The sequence below is a fragment of the Lysobacter dokdonensis DS-58 genome, from assembly GCF_000770795.1.
GTDB classification, from domain to species: Bacteria; Pseudomonadota; Gammaproteobacteria; order Xanthomonadales; family Xanthomonadaceae; genus Noviluteimonas; species Noviluteimonas dokdonensis.
This window is the reverse complement of the sequence record NZ_JRKJ01000002.1, coordinates 551,473-574,562: the sequence shown is the minus strand read 5'-3', so window position 1 is coordinate 574,562 and position 23,090 is coordinate 551,473. Positions and strand designations below refer to the sequence as shown.

The following is a 23,090-nucleotide window of genomic DNA, read 5'->3' as shown; positions in this document are numbered from 1 at the left end:
GTGCAACAGGAGGCCGCAGCGTGCCAGCGGCGAACTCAGCCGTCAACGCACGCACGTCACGCCCCGGACGCGGGGGGCGAAAGCCTCAGACCTTGGACTTGTCCTTTTCCTTGGGCTGGTCCTTCTCGTCCCGCGGCGTGGCGCGCGGGGCGGCGGGGCGGCCCATGCCGCCGACCAGGCCTTGCTGGAAGTCCTTCCACATCTCCAGGTTCCGCTCGGTCAGCTGGTTGAGCATGGTCCACGGCGCCTGGCCGATCAGGCCGCTCATCTGCTGGCGGAACTGTTGCTGCTGCTCGAGGAACATCTGCATCGAGCGTTCGAGGTAGTTGCCCATGAAGCCCTGCAGCGAATCCCCGTAGAACCGGATGATCTGGCTGAGCAACTGGGTGGAGAGGATCGGTTCGCCTTCCTGCTCGTGCTCGGAAATGATCTGCAGCAGCACGCAGCGCGTGAGGTCCTCGCCGGTCTTGGCGTCGCGCACCTCGAACTCTTCGCCATCGACGATGAGCTGGCGCACGTCCTCGATGGTGATGTAGCTGGAGATCCGCGTGTCGTAGAGACGGCGGTTCGGATACTTCTTGATGACGCGGACTGGCATGTGCGGTCGACCCCCGAAGACGGCGTGCCCGAGCATGGCGCACCGCAACAGGGGATTGCAACTGGGCTGTCAAGACCCTCAGGTCATGAAGGTGAATCCCCGGGTTGCCGGGGATTCACCCACGGGCGTCACCAGCCCATGTATTGCCCGCCGTTCGCCGAGAGGTTGGCGCCGGTGATCCAGCCCGCTTCGTCGGGGATGAAGAACGCCACCGCGTATGCGATCTCGTCCGGTTCGCCCAGGCGGCCCGTGGGGATCTGCGCGACGATCTTGGCGCGCACGTCTTCGGGCACGGCCATCACCATGTCGGTGCCGATGTAGCCGGGGGACACCGTGTTGACCGTGATCCCGAACTTCGCATTCTCCTGCGCCAGCGAAATCGTGAAGCCGTGCATGCCGGCCTTCGCGGCGGCGTAGTTCGCCTGGCCGTACTGGCCCTTCTGCCCGTTGATCGATGCGATCTGGATGATGCGGCCCCACTTGCGCGCGCGCATGCCTTCGATGACCGGGCGCGTGACGTTGAAGCAGGAATCCAGGTTGGTCGTGATCACCTCGCGCCACTGTTGCGAGGTCATCTTGTGGAACGTGGTGTCGCGCGTGATGCCCGCATTGTTGACGAGGATGTCGACGGGGCCGAGTTGCCGTTCGACCTCGCGCACCATCGCCTCTGCATCCGCGTCGCTGGAGACATCGCCCGCGGCAAGCGCGACCTCGATGCCGTCGGCGCGCAGCTTCTCCTGCCAGGCGCGCGCCTTTTCTTCGTTGCGGTAGTTCGTCGCCACCCGATGGCCCGTCAGCGCCAACCGCCGGCAGATCGCCGTGCCGATGCCGCCCGTGCCGCCCGTCACCAGGGCTACCCTCGAAGTCATGCGCCTCTCTCCTTGATGTGCGTAAAGCGTGCTGTCCCAGTCTAGGGCGCGATTGCGACACCCGTGTTGTGCATCGCAACGGATTCCGACGGAACGCGTGAAGGCGAGAAGCCGGCCAGCGCCGCGGCGAGCGTTCCGGCGACATCGGTGCACGCTTCCAGCGCCGCCGGGTCCTGCCCGAGCGCGCGCCAGGCCCACCGCAGCGCGGGCAGGGGGGCGGCGGCGTCGTCGATGGGGGCCGCGTCCATCGACTTCGACAGCTTGCGCCCGTCGGCATCGACGATCAGCGGCAGGTGCGCGTAATCCGGCGTCGGCAGGCCGAGCGCGCGCTGAAGCAGGATCTGGCGCGGCGTGGAATCGAGCAGGTCGGCGCCGCGCACGACATCGGTGATGCCCTGCGCGGCATCGTCGACGACGACGGCGAGTTGGTAGGCCCAGAAGCCATCGGCGCGGCGCAACACGACGTCGCCCACTTCGCGGCCAACGTCCTGCGTGACGCGGCCCTGGATCGCATCGTCGAAGGCGACGACCTGTCCTTGCGGCACGCGCAGGCGCACGGCCGGCGTGCGACCGGCCTGCGGACCGGTGACGCACGCGTGGTGCAGGCCGCCGTTGTCCGCCAGGTCCGCGCGGCTGCACCAGCATTCGAACGCTGCGCCGCTGGCGAGCAACCGCCCGAGCGCGTCGCGATAGGCGGCATCGCGCGCGCTCTGGTAGAGGATCGGGCCGTCGGATTCGAAGCCGAAGGCCTGCAACGTGCGCAGCTGGCGTTCGATCGCGCCGGGTTGTTCGCGGGGCGGGTCGAGATCCTCGACGCGGATCCACCATTCGCCCCCCGCATGGCGCGCCAGCAACCAGCTGCCGAAGGCGGCCAGCAACGAGCCCGGATGGAGCGGGCCGGTGGGCGAGGGCGCGAAGCGCCCGCGACGAACGGGATTCCGGGGAGGCATGGACGGGGCGGTTCGCATCGACATTCGGCTTGAATTTATACGAAGCTCGCCACACTTCCCCTACATGGCCGCTTCCCCCGCCGGCCTGGTGAGATACAACCCATGATCAAGCGCGTCGTCCTGTTCCTCGCCACCAACCTCGCCGTGCTCGCGCTGTTGAGCGTGGTGATGGCGATCTTCGGCATCAACCCGCAGTCGGCCGTGGGGCTCGTCGTGATGGCCGCGGTGTTCGGTTTCGGCGGCTCGATCATCTCGCTGCTGATCTCCAAGTGGATGGCCAAGCGCAGCACCGGGGCGCACGTCATCACGCAACCGCGCAATGAAACCGAACGCTGGCTGTTCGACACCGTGCAGCGCCAGGCGAAGGCCGCCGGCATCGGCATGCCCGAAGTCGCCATCTACGACGCGCCGGAAATCAACGCGTTCGCCACCGGCGCCAACCGCAACAAGGCGCTCGTCGCCGTGTCCACCGGCCTGCTGCGCGCGATGGACCGCGACGAGGCCGAAGCCGTGCTCGGCCACGAAGTCAGCCACGTCGCCAACGGCGACATGGTCACGATGGCGCTGCTGCAGGGCGTGCTGAACACCTTCGTCATCGTGCTCTCGCGCGTGGTGGGCCGCGTCATCGACGGCTTCATCAGCGGCAACCGCGAAGGCGGTGGCGGCGGCATCGGGTACTACGTCATCGTGTTCGTGCTCGACCTGGTCTTCGGTTTGTTCGCCAGCATGATCGCGATGTGGTTCTCGCGTCACCGCGAGTTCCGCGCCGACGCCGGCGGCGCAACGCTCGCCGGCCGCGACAAGATGGTCGCCGCGCTGCAGCGCCTGTCGCTCACCTACGGCGAAAGCACGCTGCCCAAGCAGGTCGCCGCGTTCGGCATCAGCGGTGGCGTGGGCCACGGCCTGCGTCGCTTGCTGATGACGCATCCGCCGCTGGAGGAGCGCATCGAGGCGCTGAAGAATTGGCAGCCGGCGGCGAACCAGGTGCGCCAAAACGTGGTGACCTGAAACGAAAAAGGCCCGCTTCGGCGGGCCTTTCTCCTTGGTGCGGCTTACTGGAAGTCGTAGTCCATGTCCGGTCCTGCGGCGGCCAGGAAGTGCCCCTGCACGTAGTCCACGCCGCTGGTGAACAGGAACGTCATCGAGCCTGCGTCCTGCACGAACTCCGCGATGGTCTGCGCCCCCTGTTCCGCGGCGCGCGCGCTGAATTCCTTGATCTTCGCCTGGTTGTCCGGGTTCTGCGCGAGTTCCTGGATGAAGGCGCGATCGATCTTCACCAGTGCCGGCTCGAAGTGCTGCATCAGCTGGAAGCTGTTGAGGCCCGTGCCGAACTGCTCGAGGCCGACGCGGCAACCGAACTGCTTCACCGCCGCGCGGAAGGCCTGCGCCTGCTTGAGGTGCGTGAAGACCTTCGACTCCGGGAGCTGCAGCACGAGGCGGTCGCCCTGCACCTTGTTGAGCGCGAGCTGCTCGCCGATGAACTTCGCCAGCGTGTCGTCGCCGAGCGAGGCCTGCGTGATCTTGACCAGCAGCGTGGTGTCCTTGCGCTGGCGCGCGCGCTCGGCGATCACCTGGATCGCGCGGCCGGCGACCCAGCGGTCGATTTCCCACAACAATCCGTGCTCCTCCGCCACCGGCAGGAACATCTGCGGCGGCACCAGCTCGCCTTCCTGCGCGCCACGCAGACGCAGCAGCGCCTCGTAAGTTTCGCCCGGCTCGCCGTGCAGGCTGATGATGGGTTGGTAGTGCAGCACGAAGCCGTCGCCGTCCACCGCCGCGCGGATGCGGTCGACCCACGCACGCACGCGTTCTTCCTCGGCGCGATCCACCGCGCCCGGATCGAAGATCTCCGCGCGATTGCCGCCAACGCCTACCGACGACTGCACGCCCTGGCTGGCCTTGGCCAGCACCTGCGTGACCGACGCGATCTTTTCGCCGATCTGCACGCCGCCGATGCTCACCGTCGCCGACAGCGAACGCTCGCCGACTTCGAACACGTGGCCCTCGAACGCCGCGCGCACCCGCTCGGCGAGCGCGACCGTGCCGACGTGGTCGCTGTTCTTCGACAGCACCGCGAATTGATGCTCGCCGAAGCGCGCGGCGATGTCGTCCGGGCCGAGCGCGCTGCGCAGGCGCGTGGCGAGGCCGGCGATGAGGTCATCCGACGCATCCAGCCCGATTTCCTGCATCAGCTTGACGAAGTGGTCCGGCTCGATCAGCAGCAGGCCGTGGTGCGCGCCGCTGTGCGCGGCGCCGGCCACCGACGACTCCAGTTGCTGGAGGAACGTCGGGCGGTTGAGCAGGCCGGTGGCCTGGTCGCGCTGGCGGAGTTCTTCCACTTCGCGCGCGAGTTCCGGATCGGTCTCCTGTCTGCGGAACACGATCTGGATGCACGGCTCGCCTTCGTAGAAGGCGGAGGTGAATTCCATCGTGGCGGGAAAGCGGTTGCCTTCCTGGTCGAGCGCTTCGAGCTCGTAGCGCGGCGGAGGTGCCTCGCCCTTCGACAGCCCCTTGAGCAGCGTCTTGAAGTTGGCGACATGGCTTGGCGCGACGAGGTCGAGCAGCGACATGCCTTCGATGTCGTCGAAGGAATCGAACCCGAACATCTCCAGGTATGCCTGGTTGGCGCGGATGTGCATGCCTTCGTGCACATAGGCGATCGGGTCGCGCGAGGAATCGATGAGCGCATCGCAGCGGCGTTCGGTCTCGCGCACCTGCGCTTCGAGCAGGCGCTGCGCGCGGCGGGCCTCGAGGTCTTCCCATTCCGCGCGCACCGTGGCCAGCACGTGCGGCATGCGGCCGCGCAGGATCAGGCCGCGCACGCCGCGCTCGCTCGCTTGCAGCAACGTGGTGTCGTCGACGGTGTCGACCACCATCAGCAACGGAATGTCCTTGCCGCTGGCGTCGATGGCCTGCATCGCGGCGGCCATCGTCGGGTGCTTGGCGTCCTTCGCGGCGATCACGAGGTCGAGCGCGCCGCCGACAAGGGCGGGCAGGGCGTCGTCGTTTTCGGGGCGCGACACGCGCACGTTGATGCCAGCGTTGCGCAGGCCGCTGAGGATGGCTTCCGCCGCCTCGACACTGTCGTCGACGATCAGCAGTCGCAGCACGCTGTCCTGTTTTGCTCGCATCCGGGTCTCTCTGGGTCGCGGGGTCGACCGGGGAGTGGGAAAACGGTTCCGGCGACGGACGGTTGACCTTATGGCACGAATGGCCCGTCAAGGTCCATGCGTCGAACGGTCAGGAGAGGGGTCTCTTGCCCGGATCGCCGGGGAGTTCACGGACCAGGCGGGGCACGAGGTACCCGGACAGGCGGGCGGCGAGCGTGCGGTGCAGGGACAGGGCGGTCGCATCGTCGACTTCGAAATGCGCCGCGCCCTGCACGCGATCGAGCTGGTGCAGGTAATAGGGCAACACGCCGGCGCGGTGGCCGCGCTCGCTCAGCGCCGCGAGGGACGCGACATCGTCGTTGACCCCGCGCAGCAACACGGCCTGGTTGAGCAGCATGGCCCCGGCATCGCGCAGGCGGGCGAGGGCGGCATCGACCGCGGGGTCGAATTCGTTTGCATGGTTGGCGTGCACCACGATCGTCACCGGCCAGGGCAGCCCCCGCAGCCAGGCGACCAGGTCCTCGTCCACGCGGTCGGGCAGCACGATGGGCAGCCGTGTATGGATGCGCAGGCGCTTGAGGTGCGGGATGCCGGCCAACGCATCGGTGAGTTCGGCGAGCTTCGGCGTGGCCAGCGAGAACGGGTCGCCGCCGCTGAGCAGCACTTCGTCGATGGTCGGGTCCGCGGCGATGCGCGCGACCGCCTCGCCCCATCCGCCGGCCGCCGCGGTGTCGCCCGCGTAATCGAAGTGCCTGCGGAAGCAGTAGCGGCAGTGGACCGCGCAACTCCCGGTGGCGACCAGCAGGGCGCGCCCCCGGTATTTCTGCAGCACGCCGTTCGCGGTGCGCGCGGCGGCATCGCCCACCGCATCGAGGCCGAAGCCCGGCACGAGGCGGTCTTCATCGTCGAGCGGGAGCACCTGCCGCAGCAGCGGGTCGTTCGCATCGCCCGGGCGCATGCGGGAAACGAAGGCGCGCGGCACGCGCAGCGGGAATTGCGCCGCAGCCGCATCCGAAATGCACGAAGCCAATGATTCCAGGCCCAGGAGGGTGAGCAATTGCCGCGGATCGCGCACGGCATCGCGCCACTGGTGGCGCCAGTCGGGCGTCGCAAGCGGCTGCAGGGGAAGGGCTTCGGCAGGTATCATGGCGAGCTCGGCATTCTAGCGGCCCCGTCAACGGCCCGCCGGGCTGCACAGGCAATCAATCAGGAGCGACACCGTGGCCACCCTCGGCATGAACGACGTCAAGACCGGACAGAAGATCCTGGTCAACAACGACCCCTGCGTCATCATCGACACCGAATACGTCAAGCCGGGCAAGGGTCAGGCGTTCACCCGCGTGAAGTACCGCAGCATCAAGTCCGGCCGCGTCGTCGAAATGACGATGAAGGCCACCGACAGCGTGGAGCAGGCCGACGTCGTCGATACCGACATGCAGTTCCTCTACGCCGACGGCGAGTACTGGCACTTCATGAACCCCGAGTCCTTCGAGCAGGTGCAGGCCGACAAGAACGGCATGGGCGGCGCGGACAAGTGGCTCAAGGGCGAGGAAGAATGCGTGGTCACGCTGTTCAACGGCACGCCGATCATGGTGCAGCCGCCGAACTTCGTCGAACTCAAGATCACGGAAACCGATCCGGGCGTCCGCGGCGACACCTCGGGCGGCGGCGGCAAGCCGGCCACGCTGGAAACCGGCGCCGTCGTGCGCGTCCCGCTGTTCGTCGGCCAGGAAGAAACGATCAAGGTCGACACGCGCTCGGGCGAGTACGTCAGCCGCGTGAAGTGATGGACCCTTCGGCCTTCATGCAACTCGCGATCTGGCTCGCCGGCGTCCTCGTCGCGGCGGTCGCGGTGCTGTGGCTCTGGAACACGACGCTCCCGCGCGTGTTCCCGGGGAGCGTACGCGCGCTGCGTTTCGGCGAAGCGTTGCGCCTGATGCTGCTGGCGTGGCTGTTGTTCGGCGCCGGCGCCTTCGGGCTCACGTTCGCCCTCGGCGCGGGTCTCTGGTAAGCGTGGCGTTGGAGGCCTGCGACCTGCTGATCGAAGCCGGCCACGTCGTGCCGGTGCAGCCGCATGGCGTCGTGCTCGCCAATTACGCCGTCGCCGTACGCGACGGCGCCATCGTCGCGGTGTTGCCGGTGGCCGATGCGCGCGCGCGGTTCGAGGCGAAGGACGTCGTCTCGCGCCCCGACGGCGTGCTGATCCCGGGCCTGGTCAACGCGCACGTGCACAACCCGATGACGCTGTTGCGCGGCGTCGCCGACGACCTGCCGCTGATGGAATGGCTGCAGGGCCACATCTGGCCGATCGAAGCGGCCGTGATCTCGCCGGAATTCGTCGCCGACGGCGTGACGCTCGCCATCGCCGAAATGCTCCGCGGCGGCACCACGTGCTGCAACGAAAACTACTTCTTCCCCGACGTGCAGGCCGCGACGTACCGCAAGCACGGGTTCCGCGCGCGCGTCGGGTTGCCGGTCATCGATTTTCCCACCGCGTGGGCGCGCACGGCCGACGAATACTTCGACCGCGCCGGCGAAGTGCACGACCAGTGGCGCAACGACCCGCTTGTCGCCACCGCGTTTGCGCCGCATGCGCCGTACACCGTGTCCGATGCGAACTTCGAGCGCATCCGCATGCTCGCCGACCAGCTCGACGTGCCGGTGCACTGCCACGTGCACGAGACCGCGCATGAAGTCGCCGAAGCGCGCAAGAATCTCGGTCAATCGCAGATCGCGCGGCTGGATCGCCTCGGCCTCGTCAACGATCGCCTGATCGCCGTCCACATGACGCAGCTGACCGACGCGGACATCGCGTTGTGCGCCGAGCGCGGCGTGTCGGTCGCGCATTGCCCGGAATCGAACCTCAAGCTCGCCTCGGGGTTCTGCCCGGTCGCCAAGCTCGCCGCCGCCGGCGTGAACCTGGCCATCGGCACCGACGGCGCGGCCAGCAACAACGACCTCGACATGTTCGGCGAAATGCGCACCGCCGCGTTGCTCGCCAAGGCCGTCGGTGAAGACGCGTCCGCGTTCGATGCCTTCACCGCATTGCGCGCCGCGACGCTCGGCGGCGCGAAGGCGCTGGGCTTCGACGAGGCGATCGGGTCGATCGAACCGGGCAAGCAGGCGGACCTGGTATGCGTCGACCTCGGCGCGCTCGAAACGCAACCGCTGCACCACGTCGTTTCGCAACTCGTCTACGCCTGCGGCCGGCATCAAGTGAGCGATGTCTGGATCGCGGGCCATCGCAAGCTGGAAAGCCGCATCCTCGTCGACATGGACGTGGACGGCATCGTCGCCAATGCGCGCCAATGGCGCGACCGCATCGCCGCGGTGCGCACGGCGTGAGGACGGACCTCGCATGACCTCCGCGCAACCGAACGAAGACAACTTCCGCCAGGCCGAGCTCGACCGCTTCAACGAGCTCGCGCATCGCTGGTGGGATCCCGACGGCCCGCAGAAGGCGCTGCATGCGCTGAATCCCGCGCGCCTGTCGTACATCACCGATCGCATCACCTTGCAGGGCGCGCGCGTGCTCGATGTCGGCTGCGGCGGTGGCTTGCTGAGCGAAGCGATGGCCGCCGCCGGCGCGGACGTCACCGCGATCGACCTGGCGCCCGACCTGCTGAAGATCGCGCGCCTGCACGGCCTGGAATCGGGCGTCAAGGTGGATTACCGCCAGATGCCGGCCGAAGCGCTCGCGGAAGAATCACCCGCGACGTTCGATGCCATTGCCTGCATGGAGATGCTCGAACACGTGCCCTCGCCGCCGTCGGTGTTGCAGGCGTGCGCGACGATGCTCAAGCCGGGCGGCCGCCTGTTCCTCTCCACGTTGAATCGCACGCCGGCCGCGTTCGCGCTGGCCATCGTCGGCGCCGAATACATCGCGCGCATCCTGCCGAAGGGCACGCATCAGTATCGCGACTTCATCAAGCCGTCCGAACTCGCGGGCTGGTTGCGCGAGGCGGGCCTGGAACTCGAGGACGTCAGCGGGCTGGTGTACGAACCGTGGCGCAACGCCGCGCGCATCGGCCGGCGCACCGACGTCAACTACCTCGCCTGCGCGCGCAAGCCGGAGTGAGCGACGTGCCATTTCCGAAAGCGGTGCTGTTCGACCTCGACGGCACCTTGCTCGACAGCGCGCCCGACATGCTCGCCACAGTCGATGCCATGCGCGCTGCACGCGGCCGTGGCCCGATGGACATGGCGACGTTGCGTCCCGTCGTGTCGAAGGGTGCGCGCGCGATGACCGCCGCTGCGTTCCCGGACGTGCCGGCGGACGAACGCAACGCGTGGATCCCGGAATTCCTCGACACCTACCATCGCGAACTCGGCAAGCACTGCACGCTGTTCGACGGCATCGCCGCGATGCTGCGTGCACTGGAAGACGCCGGGTGCGCATGGGGCATCGTCACCAATAAACCTGAGTATCTCGCGCGCGACCTGATGCCGATGCTCGGCTGGGAAGCGCGCTGCGCGGTGCTCATCGGCGGCGATTCGCTGCCCGAACGCAAACCGCATCCCTTGCCGTTGCTGCATGCGGCCGATGCGATGGGCGTCGCCGCGTCGGATGTCGTCTACGTCGGCGACGACGAGCGCGACATCCAGGCCGCGCGTGCGGCGGGCATGAAGTCGGTCGTCGCGCTGTGGGGTTATCGGCTCGACAACGACGATCCGGTCGCGTGGCAGGGCACGACGATGGTCGAAACGCCTATCGAACTGTGCACGGCGGATCGCTGGCCGTGAACGCGGTGCGGGACCCCGCGGTCGACGAGATGCTCGCGAAATGGCGCGCGCGCTGGCCGGAGTGGCCGCTGGCCGAGCCTTTCGTGGCGCCGCTGCATCGCGAACGCGCAGTCGCGTGGTTCGCGTTGCGCGACGAGCTGACGCACGCGGCGTGGCATGGCGTCGATGCACGTCCCGGCGAAGCGAAGCTCGCGTGGTGGGCGGAGGAATTGCAGGGATGGTCGCGCGGCGTGCGAAGGCATCCGCTCGGCATCGTGTTGCAACGCGAACCGGCCGCGTGGCCAGTGCTCGCGGCGGCGGTGCCGTCGTTGCTCGCCACGCGCGAACGGCCGGCGACGTTCGACGATGCCTTCACGGGCATCGCGCCCTTCGCCGATGCGGTCTCGACCATCGCCGCCACGTTGTTCGGCGGCGGCGAAACCGCGCCGGCGCACAGCGTGGCCGCGAGTCTGCTCGGCGAACGCGCGCTGGCCGGCGGCGATGCGGGCGCGCCGCTGCAATCGGTCGCGCAGGCAGGGCAGGGCGCGGGGGATGGCACCGCCGCGCGGTTGTGGGCGCAGGCGTTGCTCGAACGCTGGCCGCCGCCGCACGGTGGTTCGATCCCTGGCCGCCTGCACGCGGCGCTCGTGCGCGAACGCCTGCGCCGTTACAGCACGGGCGCGCAGGATCGCCCGCTCCCCGCCTGGCGCGCATTGCTGACTGCGTGGCAGGCCGCTCGCCGATAGCGGACAGTGCGTTCCGGCCACGCCATCACGACCCGGCCCACCCCCTCGCTACAATCCCCCGCCATGAACACGCGTCCCCCCGCCATGCTCCCCGACGTCGCCCATGAGGCCGCCGCCCTCGCGCGCCCGCTCGACTGGGTCGGCATGGACCGCATCGCGGTCCCCGTGCGCATCCACGATGCCGACGGGCAGGCCGTGCAGGTGGCCGCCGATGTCGACGTCGCCGTCGACCTGCGCGACGGCCAGGCGCGCGGCATCCACATGTCGCGCCTGTACCTGCAGTTGCAACAGGCCTTCGCGAGCGAGGCGATCACGCCCGGCGGATTGCGCCGCGTCCTGCAGGGCTTCGTCGATTCGCAGAAGGGCGCATCCACGCGGGCGCGCCTGCATATCCGTTACGAACATCTGCTCCAGCGCCGCGCGCTCGCCAGCGACAACGTCGGCTGGAAGCGTTATCCGGTGACGATCGAAGCCGAGCTCAGCGAAGGACATCTGCATCTCGCACTCGGGTTCGCGGTCGAATACTCGAGCACGTGCCCGGCGTCGGCGGCGTTGTCGCGCCAGGTGAACGCCGAACGCTTCGCCAGCGATTTCGCGGCCGCGCGCCCGATGTCGACGCAAGTCGTCGCCGAATGGCTCGCATCGGAACGCGGCCTTGCGGCAACGCCGCACGCGCAGCGCAGCCGCGCCGACGTGCGCGTCGTGTTGCGTCCGGCGTTCGACGAGCTGCCGTTACTCGATCTCGTCGACGCGGTCGAAGCTTCCCTCGGGACGCCGGTTCAAACCGCGGTCAAGCGCGAAGACGAACAAGCCTTCGCCGAACTCAACGCCGCCAACCTGATGTTCTGCGAGGACGCCGCGCGTCGCGTGGCGGGTGCGTTGTCGAACGACGCGCGCATCGAGCGCTACGACATCCGCGTCGCGCATTTCGAAAGCCTGCATCCGCATGACGCCGTCGCGCGGGTTTCGGGGACGAACGCCTAGAGCAGGTCGCCGCCGGCGGACATCATGCGTTCCATGCGGTCGCCCATGCCGCCGATCTCCAGGATCAAGCGGTCGACCTCGCCCGGCGACACGCAGTCGTAGGGGCGGTTTTCGCACAGTTGCAGGTAAGGCACGCCGTCGAGTTCGCCGATGGACAGGTAGCCCACGCGGCTTTCCCAGTTGAACGCGAGCGCGCGGCGCGCATCGAGCCCCGTGGTCGGCGCGACCGCCGTGCTCACGCGCAGGTAGTTGCGGCCGTCGTCGTCGACGATCTCCGACAGGAAGATCGCCTGGTGGCGCGTGCCCTGCTCGAGCGAGAGTTCGACGCACATGACGTACGGCTCCGACATGGTGATGCGGAAGCCGCCCTGGGCCAGGTGCGTACGGATCTGCTCGAAGTTCTGCATGCGGGGGAAGGCCGGGGGACGCGGAATCGCTATGCTAGTCCCTCATGGCCGACCTGTCTCCCGCCGAGCGGATCATTGCCGCCATCCGTGCCATTCCCCCCGGGCAGGTCGCCGGGTACGGGCACGTGGCGCGTCGCGCGGGGCTGCCGGGCCGTGCGCGCATGGTCGCGCGCGTGCTGCGTGAACACGACGGCCCCGAGCTGCCCTGGCACCGCGTGCTGCGCAGCGACGGGCGCATCGCGTTCCCGCCGAATTCCAAGGGCTATCGCGAACAGACGCAGCGCCTGCGCGCCGAAGGCGTCGACGTGCGCGCCGGCCGCGTGCGCATCGCCGAATCGGTCCGCGATCTCGACGGCGATCTCGACGCCGCGCTCTGGCGCCCGCGCTGAATCAACGCGGGCGGCGGCGCATCCAAGCCGCGATGCTGCGGCGTTCGCGCGTGGCGGGCAGTACTTCGTGCTCGCATTCGCTCAGGAACACGATGCTGCCGGTGCGCGGCACGATGTCGATTTCGCCCTCGTCGAGCGCCAGGCGCAGCGCGCCGCCGTCGGTGTCGATCCAATCGGGATTGAGGTAGGTCACCAGTGACAGCACGCGCGCGTCGTCGTCCTTGAACCGGTCGCGATGGCGCGCATAGCGCGTGCCCGGCGGATACGCGGCGTAGTGCGCCTCGACTTCGTCGGCGCCCAGGAACAGGCGCCGGTTGAGTTCGATGCGCAGCGTATCGAGCGCGGCGAGGAACGCGGCGGCCGCCGGGCCCGTGCGCGGGTTGTCGAGCCAGAGCGTCGAGTCGCCGCGGATGTCGGCGCGCGGGCCATGCGACGCGCCACGGCCGACCGATGCGGGGGCCAGCGCCCCTTCGGACAGGAGCCGGTCGAGGTCGTCGCGCAGCGCCCGCGTCGTGTCGGCATCGGGGAAGTCGGGAAGCCGGCACGCGCCATGGGTGCGCAGGGCGTCGGCGAGGGCCGCGACGTCGTGCACGGCGGCATTCGGGATCATGCCGCTATGATAGTCGCGCTCCCCCCGAATCCCCCGTCGAAGAGAGCTTCCCCCGCATGTTTCCCCGCCTGCCGCCCGTCACCAAGGCGTTGCTGATCGCCAACGGTGTCGCGTTCGTCCTGCAATACCTCGCCGGCTCGGCGCTGGACATCTTCCAGCTGTGGCCTATCGGGCTCGACCAGCTTTCGCCGTACGCGCAGCCGTTCATGCCGTGGCAGTTGGTGACGTACGCGTTCCTGCACGATCCGCAGAGCATCTTCCATCTGTTGTTCAACATGCTGGCGCTGGCGATGTTCGGCGCGCCGCTGGAATACACCTGGCGCAGCAAGCGCTTCGCGACGTACTACTTCGTGTGCGTCGTCGGCGCGGCGTTGTGCCAATTGGCGGTCGGCTGGTGGGCGATGCAGTCGGGGAGCGGCGCGGCGCCGACGCTGGGTGCGTCGGGCGGCGTGTTCGGTTTGCTGCTCGCGTACGGGATGTTGTTCCCGAACCAGCGCGTGATGTTGTTGTTCCCGCCGATCCCGATGAAGGCGCGCACGCTGGTCATCGGCTATGGCGTCATCGAGCTGCTGCTCGGGATCTCCGGCGCGCAGCCCGGCGTCGCGCACTTCGCGCACCTGGGCGGGATGTTGTTCGGGTGGTTGCTGATCCGCTATTGGCGCGGGCAGCCGCCATTCGGCGGCGGCCGCAAGGGGCCGCCGCGTCCTCGCATCGTGCGTTAGGGCCAGATGCGGATCGGATCCTTCGACACCATCGCGCTGCCGGCCTTGCACGCGTAGGCCTCGCCGAAGGCGGGCAGGTTCATCAGCGGGCCGTTGACGCGCCACTTGCCCGGCGCGTGCACGCCCGTCGCCGCGCGTGCGGTGGCGTCCTGCGCACTGCTCTGCTGCGCCCACAGGTTCGCCCACCCCTGGAAGAACGCTTTCTGCGCCGTCGCATCGGCCGATGCGTTGGCGTTGCGCCACGCATCCCACGCGAGCTCGACGCCCGACAAATCCGCGACGTTCGCGTTCAACGTCTGCGAGGCATTGATCTTGATGCCCGTCAGCGCCGGATCCTCGAACTGGCCGTACTGCGTCGTGACCTTCTGGCCGAGCGCATTCCACGCGTCGTTTTCCGCCGGCGTCCACCAGTCGCGCACGGTGTCCTTCGAATCGACCAAGCGCCCCTTGTTGTCGACGGCGTGCCCGAGTTCGATGCCGACCAGCGCACCGAACGACCCGTACTGCGACGCCGAGTCCGCGCTCATGTCGAGCACCGGGCCCTGCAACATCGCGGCGGTGACGATCAGGCGGTTCTGCGCGATGTCGTAGGCGAGGGTGGGCTGCTGCGGCAGCACGTCCCATCGGCGATCGGCGTTGCCACGACCGATGCGCTTCATCTCCTCGCGATGGCGCCACGTCGATGCGATCAGCATGTTGCCGCCGAAACTGCCGCGGCCCATCGGCTGCACGCTGTAATCCAGGTCGCGCCGCGGCGTGCCGATCTCGATCTTGAGCTTGTCGAGCTTGGCTTTCGCTTCAGCCTTCGCACTGGCGCCCATCCACGGGCTGCGATCGACCGCACGGCCGAGCGCACTGCGCACGTCGGTGGCGATCTGCTCGGCGCGCGACTTCGTCCCCGCCGGCACGTAACGCGCGGCGTATTCGTGGCCGAGCATCGGGCCGGCGGCGGTGGTGATGGCGTCGAGCACCTGGCGCCAGCGTTCCGGCGGCGTGGCCTGGCTGCGCAACACGCGGCCGCGGAACTCGAATTCCGCATCGCGCCACGCCTTGGCCAGGTACGGCGCCATCGCATTGCCGACATGGAAGCGCAGGTACGCCTGCCACTGCGCCGGCGGCAGGCTGCCGGCCATCGCGTCGAGTTGCGTGAACAACTGCGTGTTGGCGATCGACACCGTGTCGTCGGTGACGCCCTGCGCCTTCAGGAATTCGGCGAGTTGCAACCGCTTGTACGTCTTGCCGATGTCCTTGACCGCCACCGGCGCGTAATTGGACTGGAACTCGCGCAGCGACACGATCGGCTTGCTCGCCTGCGCGATGCGCGTTTCCAGGTCGATGACCGCCTTCGCGTCCGCATCCAGGCGCGTGGCCGGCGTGCCGGACAGCGTCAGGATCTTCTTGACGTAGTCCTCGTACCGCGACATCACGGCCTTGGTGTCCGCATCGCCGCGCGTGTAGAAGGCCGGGTCCGGCAAGCCGAGGCCGCCCTGGCCGAAGTAACCGATGTGGCGCGACAGATCGCGCAGGTCGATGTCCGCGCCGAAGTTGAACGCGACGGGGATGCCGACCTGGTGCAGCGCGGCGATGGCCGGCGGGATGTCCTTCGCCTTGCGGATGCCGTCGATGCGCGCGAGCAGCGGCGCGACGGGATTGGCGCCGTCGCGCTCGACCGCGGCTTCGTCCAGGCCGCTGGCCCAGAAATCGCCGAGCAGTTTCTGCACGTTGCCTTGCGGGCCCTGCATCGCGGCGTCGAGCAGGTCGCGTTGCTGTTGCAGCGAACGCTCCGCCAGTTCGCCCATCGCCGAGACGCTGCCCGTGGCCGGCTGCGGATGCGCCTTCGCCCAGTCCGCCGTGGCGACGCTGTAGAAGTCCGTGCATGCGGTGGGCGCGGGTGGCGCCTTGGGCTTCGACGATTTCTTTTTCTTCTGCGCCATCGCGTCGGGCGAGGCGAGGCCGGCGACGAGCACGACACTGAGGGCGAGGGCGAGGGGAGCCAGTCTTTGCGTCATCGCATGCAACCCGGGGGAAGAAGTCCGCCCGAGTGTAGCAAGGGGTCCGGGGCACCCGGGATGAACGGAACCGGCAGCGGATCACAAAAGGAAAAGGCCCGGTTTCCCGGGCCTTTTCTTCATGGGGATATCGGGAACGCGTTACCAGATCACGATCCGCTTTCCGTCGCCGCGCACCATCGGGTCGTTGGCCTTGCACGAGAACGCCGTGGCGAACTCGGGCATGTTCGACGGCGCGCCGATCGCGCGGAAGTTCGCCGGTGCGTGTTCGTCGGTGTTGATGCGCTGCTCGAGTTCCTTCTCGGTGAAGCTGCGGCGCCACACGGTGCCGAAGTTGAGGAAGAAACGCTGGTCGCGCGTGAAGCCGTCGGTCTTCGGGTCCGGCGTGCCGTCGGTGGCGTGCTTCATCGCGGAATACGCGACGTTGAGGCCGCCGAGGTCGGCGATGTTCTCGCCGAGGGTGAGGTCGCCCTTGACGTGCTTGCCCGGCAGGGCTTCGTAACCGTTGAACTGGTCCACGAGCTGCCCGGTCAGGCCACTGAAGCCCTTCGCATCCGCCGGCGTCCACCAGTTCTCGAAGTTGCCGGTCGGCCCGAAGCGGCTGCCCTGGTCGTCGTAGCCATGGATCATTTCATGGCCGATGACCGCGCCGATGCCGCCGTAGTTGGTGGCGTCGTCGGCCTTCGCGTCGAAGAACGGCGGCTGCAGGATCGCGGCCGGGAAGACGACTTCGTTGCGCAGCGGGTTGTAGTAGGCGTTGACCGTCTGCGGGCTCATGCCCCATTCGGACTTGTCGACCGGCTTGCCGATCTTCGACATTTCCCACTTGTAGTTGAACTCGTTGGCGGCCATCACGTTGCCGAAATAGCTGTCGCGCGAGGTGCTCAGGCCGTCCCACGAACGCCACTTGTCCGGGTAGCCGATCTTCGGGGTGAAGGCGGCCCACTTCTCCATCGCCTTCTTCTTGGTGTCCGGGCTCATCCACGCCAGGTTTTCCAGGCGCACCTTGAGGGCGTCGCGCAGGTTCTGCACGAGCTTCTCCATGCGCGCCTTGGATTCGGCCGGGAAGGCGACCTGCACGTACATCTGGCCCAGCGCTTCGCCGGCCTGGTTCTCCGTCGTGCGCAACACGCGCTTCCAGCGCGGCTGCATTTGCTTCTGGCCGCGCATCGCGGCGTTGTAGAAGTTGAAGTGTTCCTGCACGAACGCATCGCCCAGGTAAGGCGAGGCTTCATCGATCACGTGGAAGCGCAGGTAGCTCTTCCACTGGTCGATCGGCGCATCGCTGCGCATCTTGTTCCACTCGGCGTGGAAGGCCGGCATGCCGAGCGAGAAGGTCTTCGGTGCGGCGACGCCCTGCGCCTTGAAGAATTCCTCCCACGAGAAGCCCGGGGTGATCTTGTCGGCGTCGGCCACGGTGACGGGGTTGTAGTACAGCGAGACGTCGCGCTGCAGTTCGGTACGCGTCTTGGACACCTTGGCCAGGCGCGTCTCGAACGCGATGACGTCCTTCGCCTGCTTGGCGGCGTCGGCGGCAGGGACGCCGGCCAGCTTGAGCGTGTTGACGATGTGCGTCTCGTAATCGGCGAGGTTCTTCTTCTTGTCGGCGTCGAAGTAGTACGGCGCATCCGGCAGGCCGAGGCCGGACTGGCTCGCGTACCCGATCGTCATGTCCGAATTCTTGAAGTCGGCCTCGGGGCCGAAACCGATGATCGTGCCTTCGCCCTTCGCGGCGGTGTCGCGCAGGTAGGCGGAGATGGAGTCGGCGTCGGTCAGCTTGTCGACCGCGGCCAGGCGCGATTCGATCGGCTTGATGCCCTGCGCGTTGACCTTCGCCTCGTCCATGCCGGTCGACCACAGGTCGCCGACGATCTTCTGCACGCCCGAGGCGTCCTTGGCCGCGGCGGCCTGCTCGGCGAGCTGGCGCTGCACGGCGGTGGAACGCTCGTCGAGCATTTCGAACGCGCCCCACGACGTGCGGTCGCCCGGAATCGGGTTGGCGGCAAGCCACTTGCTGTTGACGTAGCCGTTGAAGTCGGTGCAGGCGTTTTTCGCCGCGTCGATGTCGCCCGCCTGGAAGAAGTTGACCGGCGGCAGCTTGCTTTCGTCGAGCGTCAGCTTCGGCGCGGCGCTATCGGCGGACTTGGCGGCGTCGGCGGCCTTGTCGCCCGGCTTGCAGGCCGCGAGCGCGGCCACGATGGAAAGGGACAGCAAGAGGACTTGGGGTTTGCGGCTCACGGGAACTCCGGGATCGGGAAGTCGGGGCGCCCCGGACCGCGGGGCGACCCCCGACTGTAAGGGGTGCCGGGCCCGCCCAAGGGGTGTCGAAGGTCACGCCGCGGCCGCTTCCCGCAATTCATGTGCCCGTTCAGGCCCGAGATACGCCGTGATCGCCTGCCGCAGCGCGTAGATCAGCGGGATCAGCACGATGGCCGCCAGCATCTTGTAGGCGTAGTTGACCGAACTGACCGCGAGGAACAGGGAGATCGGCCAGTGCTGCGGCCCGATGACGAACGCGATGTAGAGCACGACGAAGCTGTCGACGAGCTGCGAGACCGCCGTCGAACCGGTCGCGCGCAGCCACACGTGCTTCTCGCCCGTGCGCTGGCGAATGCGGTGGAACACCGCCACGTCGATCAACTGCCCCACGAGGAACGCCACGACGGAGCCGCCGATCGTCCACAACCCCTGGCCGAACACCGCGGCGAAGGCCTTCTGGTAATCCGGCACGCCCTGGCTTTGCGCGGCGTCGACCCACCAATCCGCGGGCGCGAGCGAGATCGCGGCGAAGGCGAACAGGAAGCCATAAACGATCAGCACCACCGCGATCCACGAAATCATCCGCACGCCGCGCTTGCCGAAGAACTCGTTGATGACGTCGGTGAAGATGAAGACCATCGGCCACAGCAGCGTGCCCGCGGTGAAACTCAGCGAACCGCTCTGCCCGAACAGGTTCCACTGGAACGGCGCGACGCCCAGCGTGTCCTCGAGCGCGAAGATCTTGACGCCGATGAACTCGGCCAGCACCGCGTTGACGCAGAAGAACGCCGCCAGCGCGATGAACAAGCGCGTGGCGCGGTCGGCGAGGGGATGGGGGTGCATCAGTCCTTTGCTTTCTCGCCGAGCGGTGGCGGCGCGAAGGGGATGGTTTCCGGCGAGACCGCGCCGCCGGAGATGATGAAACTCATGGCCTGGTCGACGGACCAATCGGTCGGCGTCATCTTTTCCACCGGCACGATCTCGAGATAACCGGAGGTCGGGTTGGGCGTGGTCGGCACGTACACGGCGGCGAGCTCGCGCCCCGTGCCGTGTTCGCGCATCACGCGCGTGACGAAACCGACGCTCTTCATCTCGGTATGCGGGAAGTCGATGAGCACGACGCGCTGCGTGCCGTCGGGTTTGGTCTGCAGGATGTCGAGCAACTGGCGCGCGCTGCCGTAGATCGTCGAGGCCAGCGGAATGCGCTGCACGAGACGTTCGAACCACTTGAGCATCGTCTGGCCGACGACGACGCGCGCCATCACGCCCGACAACAGGATCACCGCGAGCGTCGCGGCGACGGCGAAGGCCGTCTGCACCCACGGCTCGACCAGCCAACCGAAGGTCTGCGGATTGCCCTCGGCGACCGTGGCGAGCAGCGGCCCGATCAATGGACGGCTGATGTCGGACAACAGGACGAAGACGAACTTCAGCACCACCCACGTGAGGAAGATCGGCAACAGGGTGAGCACGCCGGCGATGAAGAGCCGGCGGAGGCTGGGGCGGGGGGAGGGTTTGCGCATGGCGCCCATGGTACGGGCGCGCAGGTCAGTCGTGAACGAGTTTGACCGCCACGTCGTCGTATCCGCGCGCGCGTTCGATCGTCCGCGGCTTCGGCCCGCGCCAGCCGGTGCCGGCGATGGAGCCGTCCTTCAGCCACGTCGCGTACGCGCGCCCTCCGGTTTGCGCGGGGTTGGCGCCGAGTTCCGCGCTCGAGGGCAGGCGCACCTTGTTGCCGTTGCGGCTGGCCCAGTGCGTGTAGGCGACGACGTCCTCGTACGACACGCAGACCACTGGTTGCGTATCGGACTGCACGAAGCCGGGCTCACGCCAATCGCGCGGCTTGACGATGCGCAGCAGCGACATGCGCTCGCGGCACAGCGACGATTCGCGGCCCGTCGCCGCAACGAAGCGCCCGTACTCGGCGCGCGTCAACGTGCGCAGCGCCGGTTGCGATTGCGTCGTGTTGCCCGTGCCCGCGGCGATCGCGACTTCCGGGGCGTCGGCTTCGGCGACCTTGATCTTCTCGGCGCGCGCGCGAAGCGTGTCGCCCAGGGCCTGGTCGCCGGCGAACTCGTTGGCCAGCGCGGCGGCGGCGAGCGCGTCCTTGCGGTCGCGGGACTTCTCGCTGGCTTCCACGCGTTTGCGCAATGCCTCGGCAGCCTTCTCGTGGATGCCGTGCAGCGCATCGGTGCCGAGCGGCGCGGTACGGTCTGCGAACTGCGTCGCGCGCTGCAGATAGTCGCGCGCCTTGTCTTCGTCGCCGCGACGCAGGCGCATCGCCATCTCGTCGCCGAGCGAACCGAGCACGCCCACCACCAACGGCGGCAGGCCCGCATGCGCCGGGTCGGAATCCCACGCGGCGAGCACGCTGTCGTAGGCGTTGTCGCCCTGCGGCGCGGTGAGCTTGCGCGCGGCCAGTTGCGCCTCGGCGTTGGTGACCAGTTGCTGCGCCGGCGATTCCGGCGGCGGCTGCATCATGCGGTCCACGACTTCCGGCTGGATCGGCTTGCGCAGTTCGGGCAGCGTTTCGACGCGGAAGAAATCGGACGTGTCGGCGTCGTGCTGCGAGGCCACGCCGATCATCGCCGCGCACAACAAGCCGCCGCCGATCAGCAGGGGCTTGGGCAACACGCGCGTACGGCGCCACAGTTGCGCGAAGTTGGCGACCATTGCACCGAAGGAAAATCCGCCGCGTTCGATGCGGTCGAGCGCTTCGAGCATCTGCTGCGCGCTGCGGAACCGGTTGGCCGGCGACTTGGCGAGCGACTTGTCGATGAAACGCTGCCAGTGCATCAGTTCGGCGGGCAGGCGCGGGATCGGGTCCTTGGCGTGCATCACCGCCATGGACAGCGCGTCGGCGGCGTTGAACGGCAACATGCCGGTCAACATCTCCCACGCGAGCACGCCGATGCTGTACAGGTCCGCGCGGCTGTCGACTTCTTCGCCGCGCGCCTGTTCCGGCGGCATGTAGGCGGTGCTGCCGACGGCCAGGCCGGTCATCGTCAGGCGCGGATTGATGCCCTTGCGCAGCGCGATGCCGAAGTCGGCGAGCTGCGGACGCTCGGCGTCGTCGAACAACACGTTCTCGGCCTTGACGTCGCGATGCACGACGCCGCGCACGTGCGCGTAATCGAGTGCTTCGAGCAATGCGCGCAACGTGGCGATGACGCGTTGCTGGTCGCGCGTGCGGCCGTCCTGGCGCGAGATGCGCACGCCGAGGTGGCCGCGCCCGAGGTAGGGCATGGCATAGAAGGGGAGGTCGTCGGCGGTGCGGCCGACTTCGTAGATGCCGACGATGTTGGGGTGGTCGAGGCGCGCGATGGTGCGGGCTTCGTTCTCGAACCGGCGGCGGCTGACCTCGTCGGTGAGCGCCTCGGGCAACATCACCTTGAGCGCGACCTTGCGCCCCAGCGATTCCTGCTCGGCGAGATACACCGTCGACATCCCGCCCTGGCCGATCTCGCGCAACAGGCGAAAGCCTGCGATGCGCGGCAGGGCACTGGCGGCGTCGTGATGCGACGACGGATCAACGCTCATTGTCAGACGGTCCCCTGTTCCGTGGCGGAAGAATACGCTGGCGCAGGACGGCCAGCCAGACGCGGGGAGACGCCTGGAGGCCGCGTTGCTGATCAGTTCATGCGCGCAGGCGCGTGAAGGCCGTCTTCACATGGCGTGTTGCGACGCAACGTGACGCGTGGCGTCGTTGCGTGATGTGCGTCACCCGTGCAGGCGTCACACCAGGAGCAGCGATGCCATGCGGCGGCGCATGCGGCCGACGAGTTCTTCGTCGTCGACGATCTGGAACGCATCGAGCAATGCCTTGCGCGGCAGGCCCTCGTCGAACGTGCGATCGATGCGCAGCATTTCCAGGAAGTGTTCGAATCCGCCCTCGGCATCACCCGACACGATGCGATGCACGCCGAGCAGATGGCGTGCGCGCAGGTCCTTGGGATCGCTGGCGATCGCCGCTTCGAGCACTTGCGGCGCCGGTGCGTCCTTCAGCAATGCGGCGAACCCGAGGCGCGCACGCGCGCGGATCGCGCGATCGTCCTGCGCGAGGTTGGCGGGGAGCGCATCGAGCAGTTGTTCGGCTTCGTGTGCGTTGCCGGTCTGCAACAAGGCGAGCGCGAGGTCGAGGCGATGCTCGGGCTTGTCGGCCTCGGTTTCGACGAGCTTGCGCAGGCGCATCACGGTTTCGTGCGGATCGGGCTGCGGTTCGGGCGCGACTTCCTGCGCGGCCGCATCGTCCTGCGGCTGCCCGGGCACGATGCCGTGGTGCGTCAGGAATTCGCGCAGCTGGCCCTCGGGCAACGCGCCGGGGAAACCATCGACGAGCTGGCCGCCCTTGACGAGATAGACGGTGGGAATCGAGCGCACCTGGAATGCGGCGGCGAGCTGCTGTTCCTTGTCGACGTCGATCTTCGCCAGGCGGAAGGCGCCGTTGTATTCGTCGGCCAGCTTTTCGAGGATCGGACCGAGCGTCTTGCACGGGCCGCACCACTCGGCCCAGAAGTCGACAAGGACCGGCGTTTGCACCGAGGCCTGCAAGACGTCGGCCTCGAAGGTCTCGGCGGTGGCGTCGAAAACGAACTGGGAAGCGGTGGTGGCCATGGCGATTCGCGAAAGTGGGATGCGCAACAGATGGGGACGCCGGTGCGGCGCGGCAAGCCCGCACGCTAGCATGGCCGCATGAGACGACCTTCCACTTCTCC

Annotated in this window: 23 protein-coding genes; 10 read left to right on the top strand and 13 right to left on the bottom strand. The window is 68.1% G+C overall.

Features of this window, described 5'->3' with window-relative positions; translation table 11 throughout:
• Positions 1 to 85: 85 nt before the first annotated feature.
• The 3 genes from phaR to gluQRS all read right to left on the bottom strand — a co-directional run bounded on the left by phaR (position 86) and on the right by gluQRS (position 2,417).
• Positions 86 to 598 (bottom strand): polyhydroxyalkanoate synthesis repressor PhaR, encoded by a 513-nt coding sequence (gene phaR, locus LF41_RS03075; protein WP_036165849.1) that lies wholly within the window; start codon positions 596 to 598, stop codon positions 86 to 88.
• A 128-nt stretch (positions 599 to 726) separates the two neighbouring features.
• Positions 727 to 1,467 (bottom strand): acetoacetyl-CoA reductase, encoded by a 741-nt coding sequence (gene phbB, locus LF41_RS03070; RefSeq protein ID WP_036165428.1) that lies wholly within the window; start codon positions 1,465 to 1,467, stop codon positions 727 to 729.
• Positions 1,468 to 1,508: 41 nt separating this feature from the next.
• Entirely contained in the window at positions 1,509 to 2,417 is a 909-nt protein-coding gene (gene gluQRS, locus LF41_RS03065; protein WP_036165426.1) for a tRNA glutamyl-Q(34) synthetase GluQRS, read from the bottom strand.
• 102 nt (positions 2,418 to 2,519) lie between these two features.
• Here gluQRS and htpX point away from each other — a divergent pair, with 102 nt between their 5' ends.
• Complete coding sequence (htpX, locus tag LF41_RS03060; protein WP_036165424.1) at positions 2,520 to 3,425, top strand: protease HtpX; 906 nt, start codon at positions 2,520 to 2,522, stop codon at positions 3,423 to 3,425.
• A 44-nt stretch (positions 3,426 to 3,469) separates the two neighbouring features.
• On the opposite strand, the gene LF41_RS03055 is transcribed toward htpX, so the two are convergent.
• Positions 3,470 to 5,548, bottom strand: coding sequence for a GGDEF/EAL domain-containing response regulator (locus tag LF41_RS03055; RefSeq protein ID WP_036165421.1), 2,079 nt, complete (start codon positions 5,546 to 5,548; stop codon positions 3,470 to 3,472).
• A gap of 109 nt (positions 5,549 to 5,657) precedes the next feature.
• Positions 5,658 to 6,674 (bottom strand): EF-P beta-lysylation protein EpmB, encoded by a 1,017-nt coding sequence (gene epmB / locus LF41_RS03050; protein ID WP_036165418.1) that lies wholly within the window; start codon positions 6,672 to 6,674, stop codon positions 5,658 to 5,660.
• Between the two features lie 73 nt (positions 6,675 to 6,747).
• Between epmB and efp the strand changes: the two genes are divergently transcribed.
• From efp to folE2, 7 genes are all read left to right on the top strand, one after another.
• Positions 6,748 to 7,314 (top strand): elongation factor P, encoded by a 567-nt coding sequence (gene efp, locus LF41_RS03045; protein WP_036165414.1) that lies wholly within the window; start codon positions 6,748 to 6,750, stop codon positions 7,312 to 7,314.
• On the top strand, positions 7,314 to 7,538 hold the full coding sequence (locus LF41_RS03040; RefSeq protein WP_036165411.1) for a hypothetical protein: 225 nt from the start codon (positions 7,314 to 7,316) through the stop codon (positions 7,536 to 7,538). The genes efp and LF41_RS03040 overlap by 1 nt, the downstream gene beginning before the upstream one ends.
• Positions 7,532 to 8,872, top strand: coding sequence for a TRZ/ATZ family hydrolase (locus tag LF41_RS03035; RefSeq protein WP_036165847.1), 1,341 nt, complete (start codon positions 7,532 to 7,534; stop codon positions 8,870 to 8,872). Before LF41_RS03040 ends, LF41_RS03035 begins: the two co-directional genes overlap by 7 nt.
• Positions 8,873 to 8,885: 13 nt before the next feature.
• Complete coding sequence (ubiG, locus tag LF41_RS03030) at positions 8,886 to 9,605, top strand: bifunctional 2-polyprenyl-6-hydroxyphenol methylase/3-demethylubiquinol 3-O-methyltransferase UbiG (protein WP_036165407.1); 720 nt, start codon at positions 8,886 to 8,888, stop codon at positions 9,603 to 9,605.
• Positions 9,584 to 10,270: a phosphoglycolate phosphatase gene (locus tag LF41_RS03025; RefSeq protein ID WP_425599463.1), complete on the top strand. Its 687-nt coding sequence runs from the start codon at positions 9,584 to 9,586 to the stop codon at positions 10,268 to 10,270. Before ubiG ends, LF41_RS03025 begins: the two co-directional genes overlap by 22 nt.
• Complete coding sequence (locus tag LF41_RS03020; protein ID WP_152599858.1) at positions 10,267 to 10,995, top strand: phytoene/squalene synthase family protein; 729 nt, start codon at positions 10,267 to 10,269, stop codon at positions 10,993 to 10,995. The genes LF41_RS03025 and LF41_RS03020 overlap by 4 nt, the downstream gene beginning before the upstream one ends.
• A gap of 63 nt (positions 10,996 to 11,058) precedes the next feature.
• Positions 11,059 to 11,979, top strand: a complete 921-nt coding sequence (gene folE2 / locus LF41_RS03015; RefSeq protein WP_036165403.1) for a GTP cyclohydrolase FolE2 — start codon at positions 11,059 to 11,061, stop codon at positions 11,977 to 11,979.
• Here the strand turns inward: folE2 and LF41_RS03010 are convergent.
• A complete protein-coding gene (locus LF41_RS03010; protein ID WP_036165401.1) occupies positions 11,976 to 12,386 on the bottom strand; it encodes a hypothetical protein in 411 nt (136 codons plus the stop codon). The genes folE2 and LF41_RS03010 overlap by 4 nt on opposite strands.
• Positions 12,387 to 12,430: 44 nt before the next feature.
• Here LF41_RS03010 and LF41_RS03005 point away from each other — a divergent pair, with 44 nt between their 5' ends.
• The gene (locus LF41_RS03005) at positions 12,431 to 12,775 is read left to right on the top strand and encodes an MGMT family protein (RefSeq protein WP_052116074.1); all 345 of its coding nucleotides are present in this window, start codon (positions 12,431 to 12,433) and stop codon (positions 12,773 to 12,775) included.
• Between the two features lies 1 nt (position 12,776).
• Here LF41_RS03005 and LF41_RS03000 read toward each other — a convergent pair whose 3' ends face one another.
• Positions 12,777 to 13,385 carry a 2OG-Fe(II) oxygenase gene (locus LF41_RS03000; RefSeq protein WP_036165399.1) on the bottom strand — a complete coding sequence of 203 codons (609 nt, stop codon included), beginning with the start codon at positions 13,383 to 13,385 and terminating at the stop codon, positions 12,777 to 12,779.
• A gap of 56 nt (positions 13,386 to 13,441) precedes the next feature.
• On the opposite strand from LF41_RS03000, the gene LF41_RS02995 reads away from it, so the two are divergent.
• Complete coding sequence (locus tag LF41_RS02995) at positions 13,442 to 14,107, top strand: rhomboid family intramembrane serine protease (protein WP_036165397.1); 666 nt, start codon at positions 13,442 to 13,444, stop codon at positions 14,105 to 14,107.
• On the opposite strand, the gene LF41_RS02990 is transcribed toward LF41_RS02995, so the two are convergent.
• The 6 genes from LF41_RS02990 to trxA all read right to left on the bottom strand — a co-directional run bounded on the left by LF41_RS02990 (position 14,104) and on the right by trxA (position 22,989).
• Complete coding sequence (locus LF41_RS02990; RefSeq protein WP_036165394.1) at positions 14,104 to 16,116, bottom strand: M13 family metallopeptidase; 2,013 nt, start codon at positions 16,114 to 16,116, stop codon at positions 14,104 to 14,106. The two genes, LF41_RS02995 and LF41_RS02990, sit on opposite strands and share 4 nt — an antisense overlap.
• A 141-nt stretch (positions 16,117 to 16,257) precedes the next feature.
• Positions 16,258 to 18,354, bottom strand: a complete 2,097-nt coding sequence (locus LF41_RS02985; protein ID WP_036165391.1) for a M13 family metallopeptidase — start codon at positions 18,352 to 18,354, stop codon at positions 16,258 to 16,260.
• A 93-nt stretch (positions 18,355 to 18,447) separates the two neighbouring features.
• Positions 18,448 to 19,218: a queuosine precursor transporter gene (locus tag LF41_RS02980; RefSeq protein WP_036165389.1), complete on the bottom strand. Its 771-nt coding sequence runs from the start codon at positions 19,216 to 19,218 to the stop codon at positions 18,448 to 18,450.
• Positions 19,218 to 19,898 carry a DUF502 domain-containing protein gene (locus tag LF41_RS02975; RefSeq protein ID WP_152599857.1) on the bottom strand — a complete coding sequence of 227 codons (681 nt, stop codon included), beginning with the start codon at positions 19,896 to 19,898 and terminating at the stop codon, positions 19,218 to 19,220. Before LF41_RS02975 ends, LF41_RS02980 begins: the two co-directional genes overlap by 1 nt.
• Before the next feature lie 25 nt (positions 19,899 to 19,923).
• Positions 19,924 to 21,915 carry a bifunctional serine/threonine-protein kinase/formylglycine-generating enzyme family protein gene (locus LF41_RS02970; protein WP_036165386.1) on the bottom strand — a complete coding sequence of 664 codons (1,992 nt, stop codon included), beginning with the start codon at positions 21,913 to 21,915 and terminating at the stop codon, positions 19,924 to 19,926.
• A 195-nt stretch (positions 21,916 to 22,110) separates the two neighbouring features.
• The gene (gene trxA, locus LF41_RS02965; RefSeq protein ID WP_036165384.1) at positions 22,111 to 22,989 is read right to left on the bottom strand and encodes a thioredoxin; all 879 of its coding nucleotides are present in this window, start codon (positions 22,987 to 22,989) and stop codon (positions 22,111 to 22,113) included.
• Positions 22,990 to 23,090: the final 101 nt, after the last annotated feature.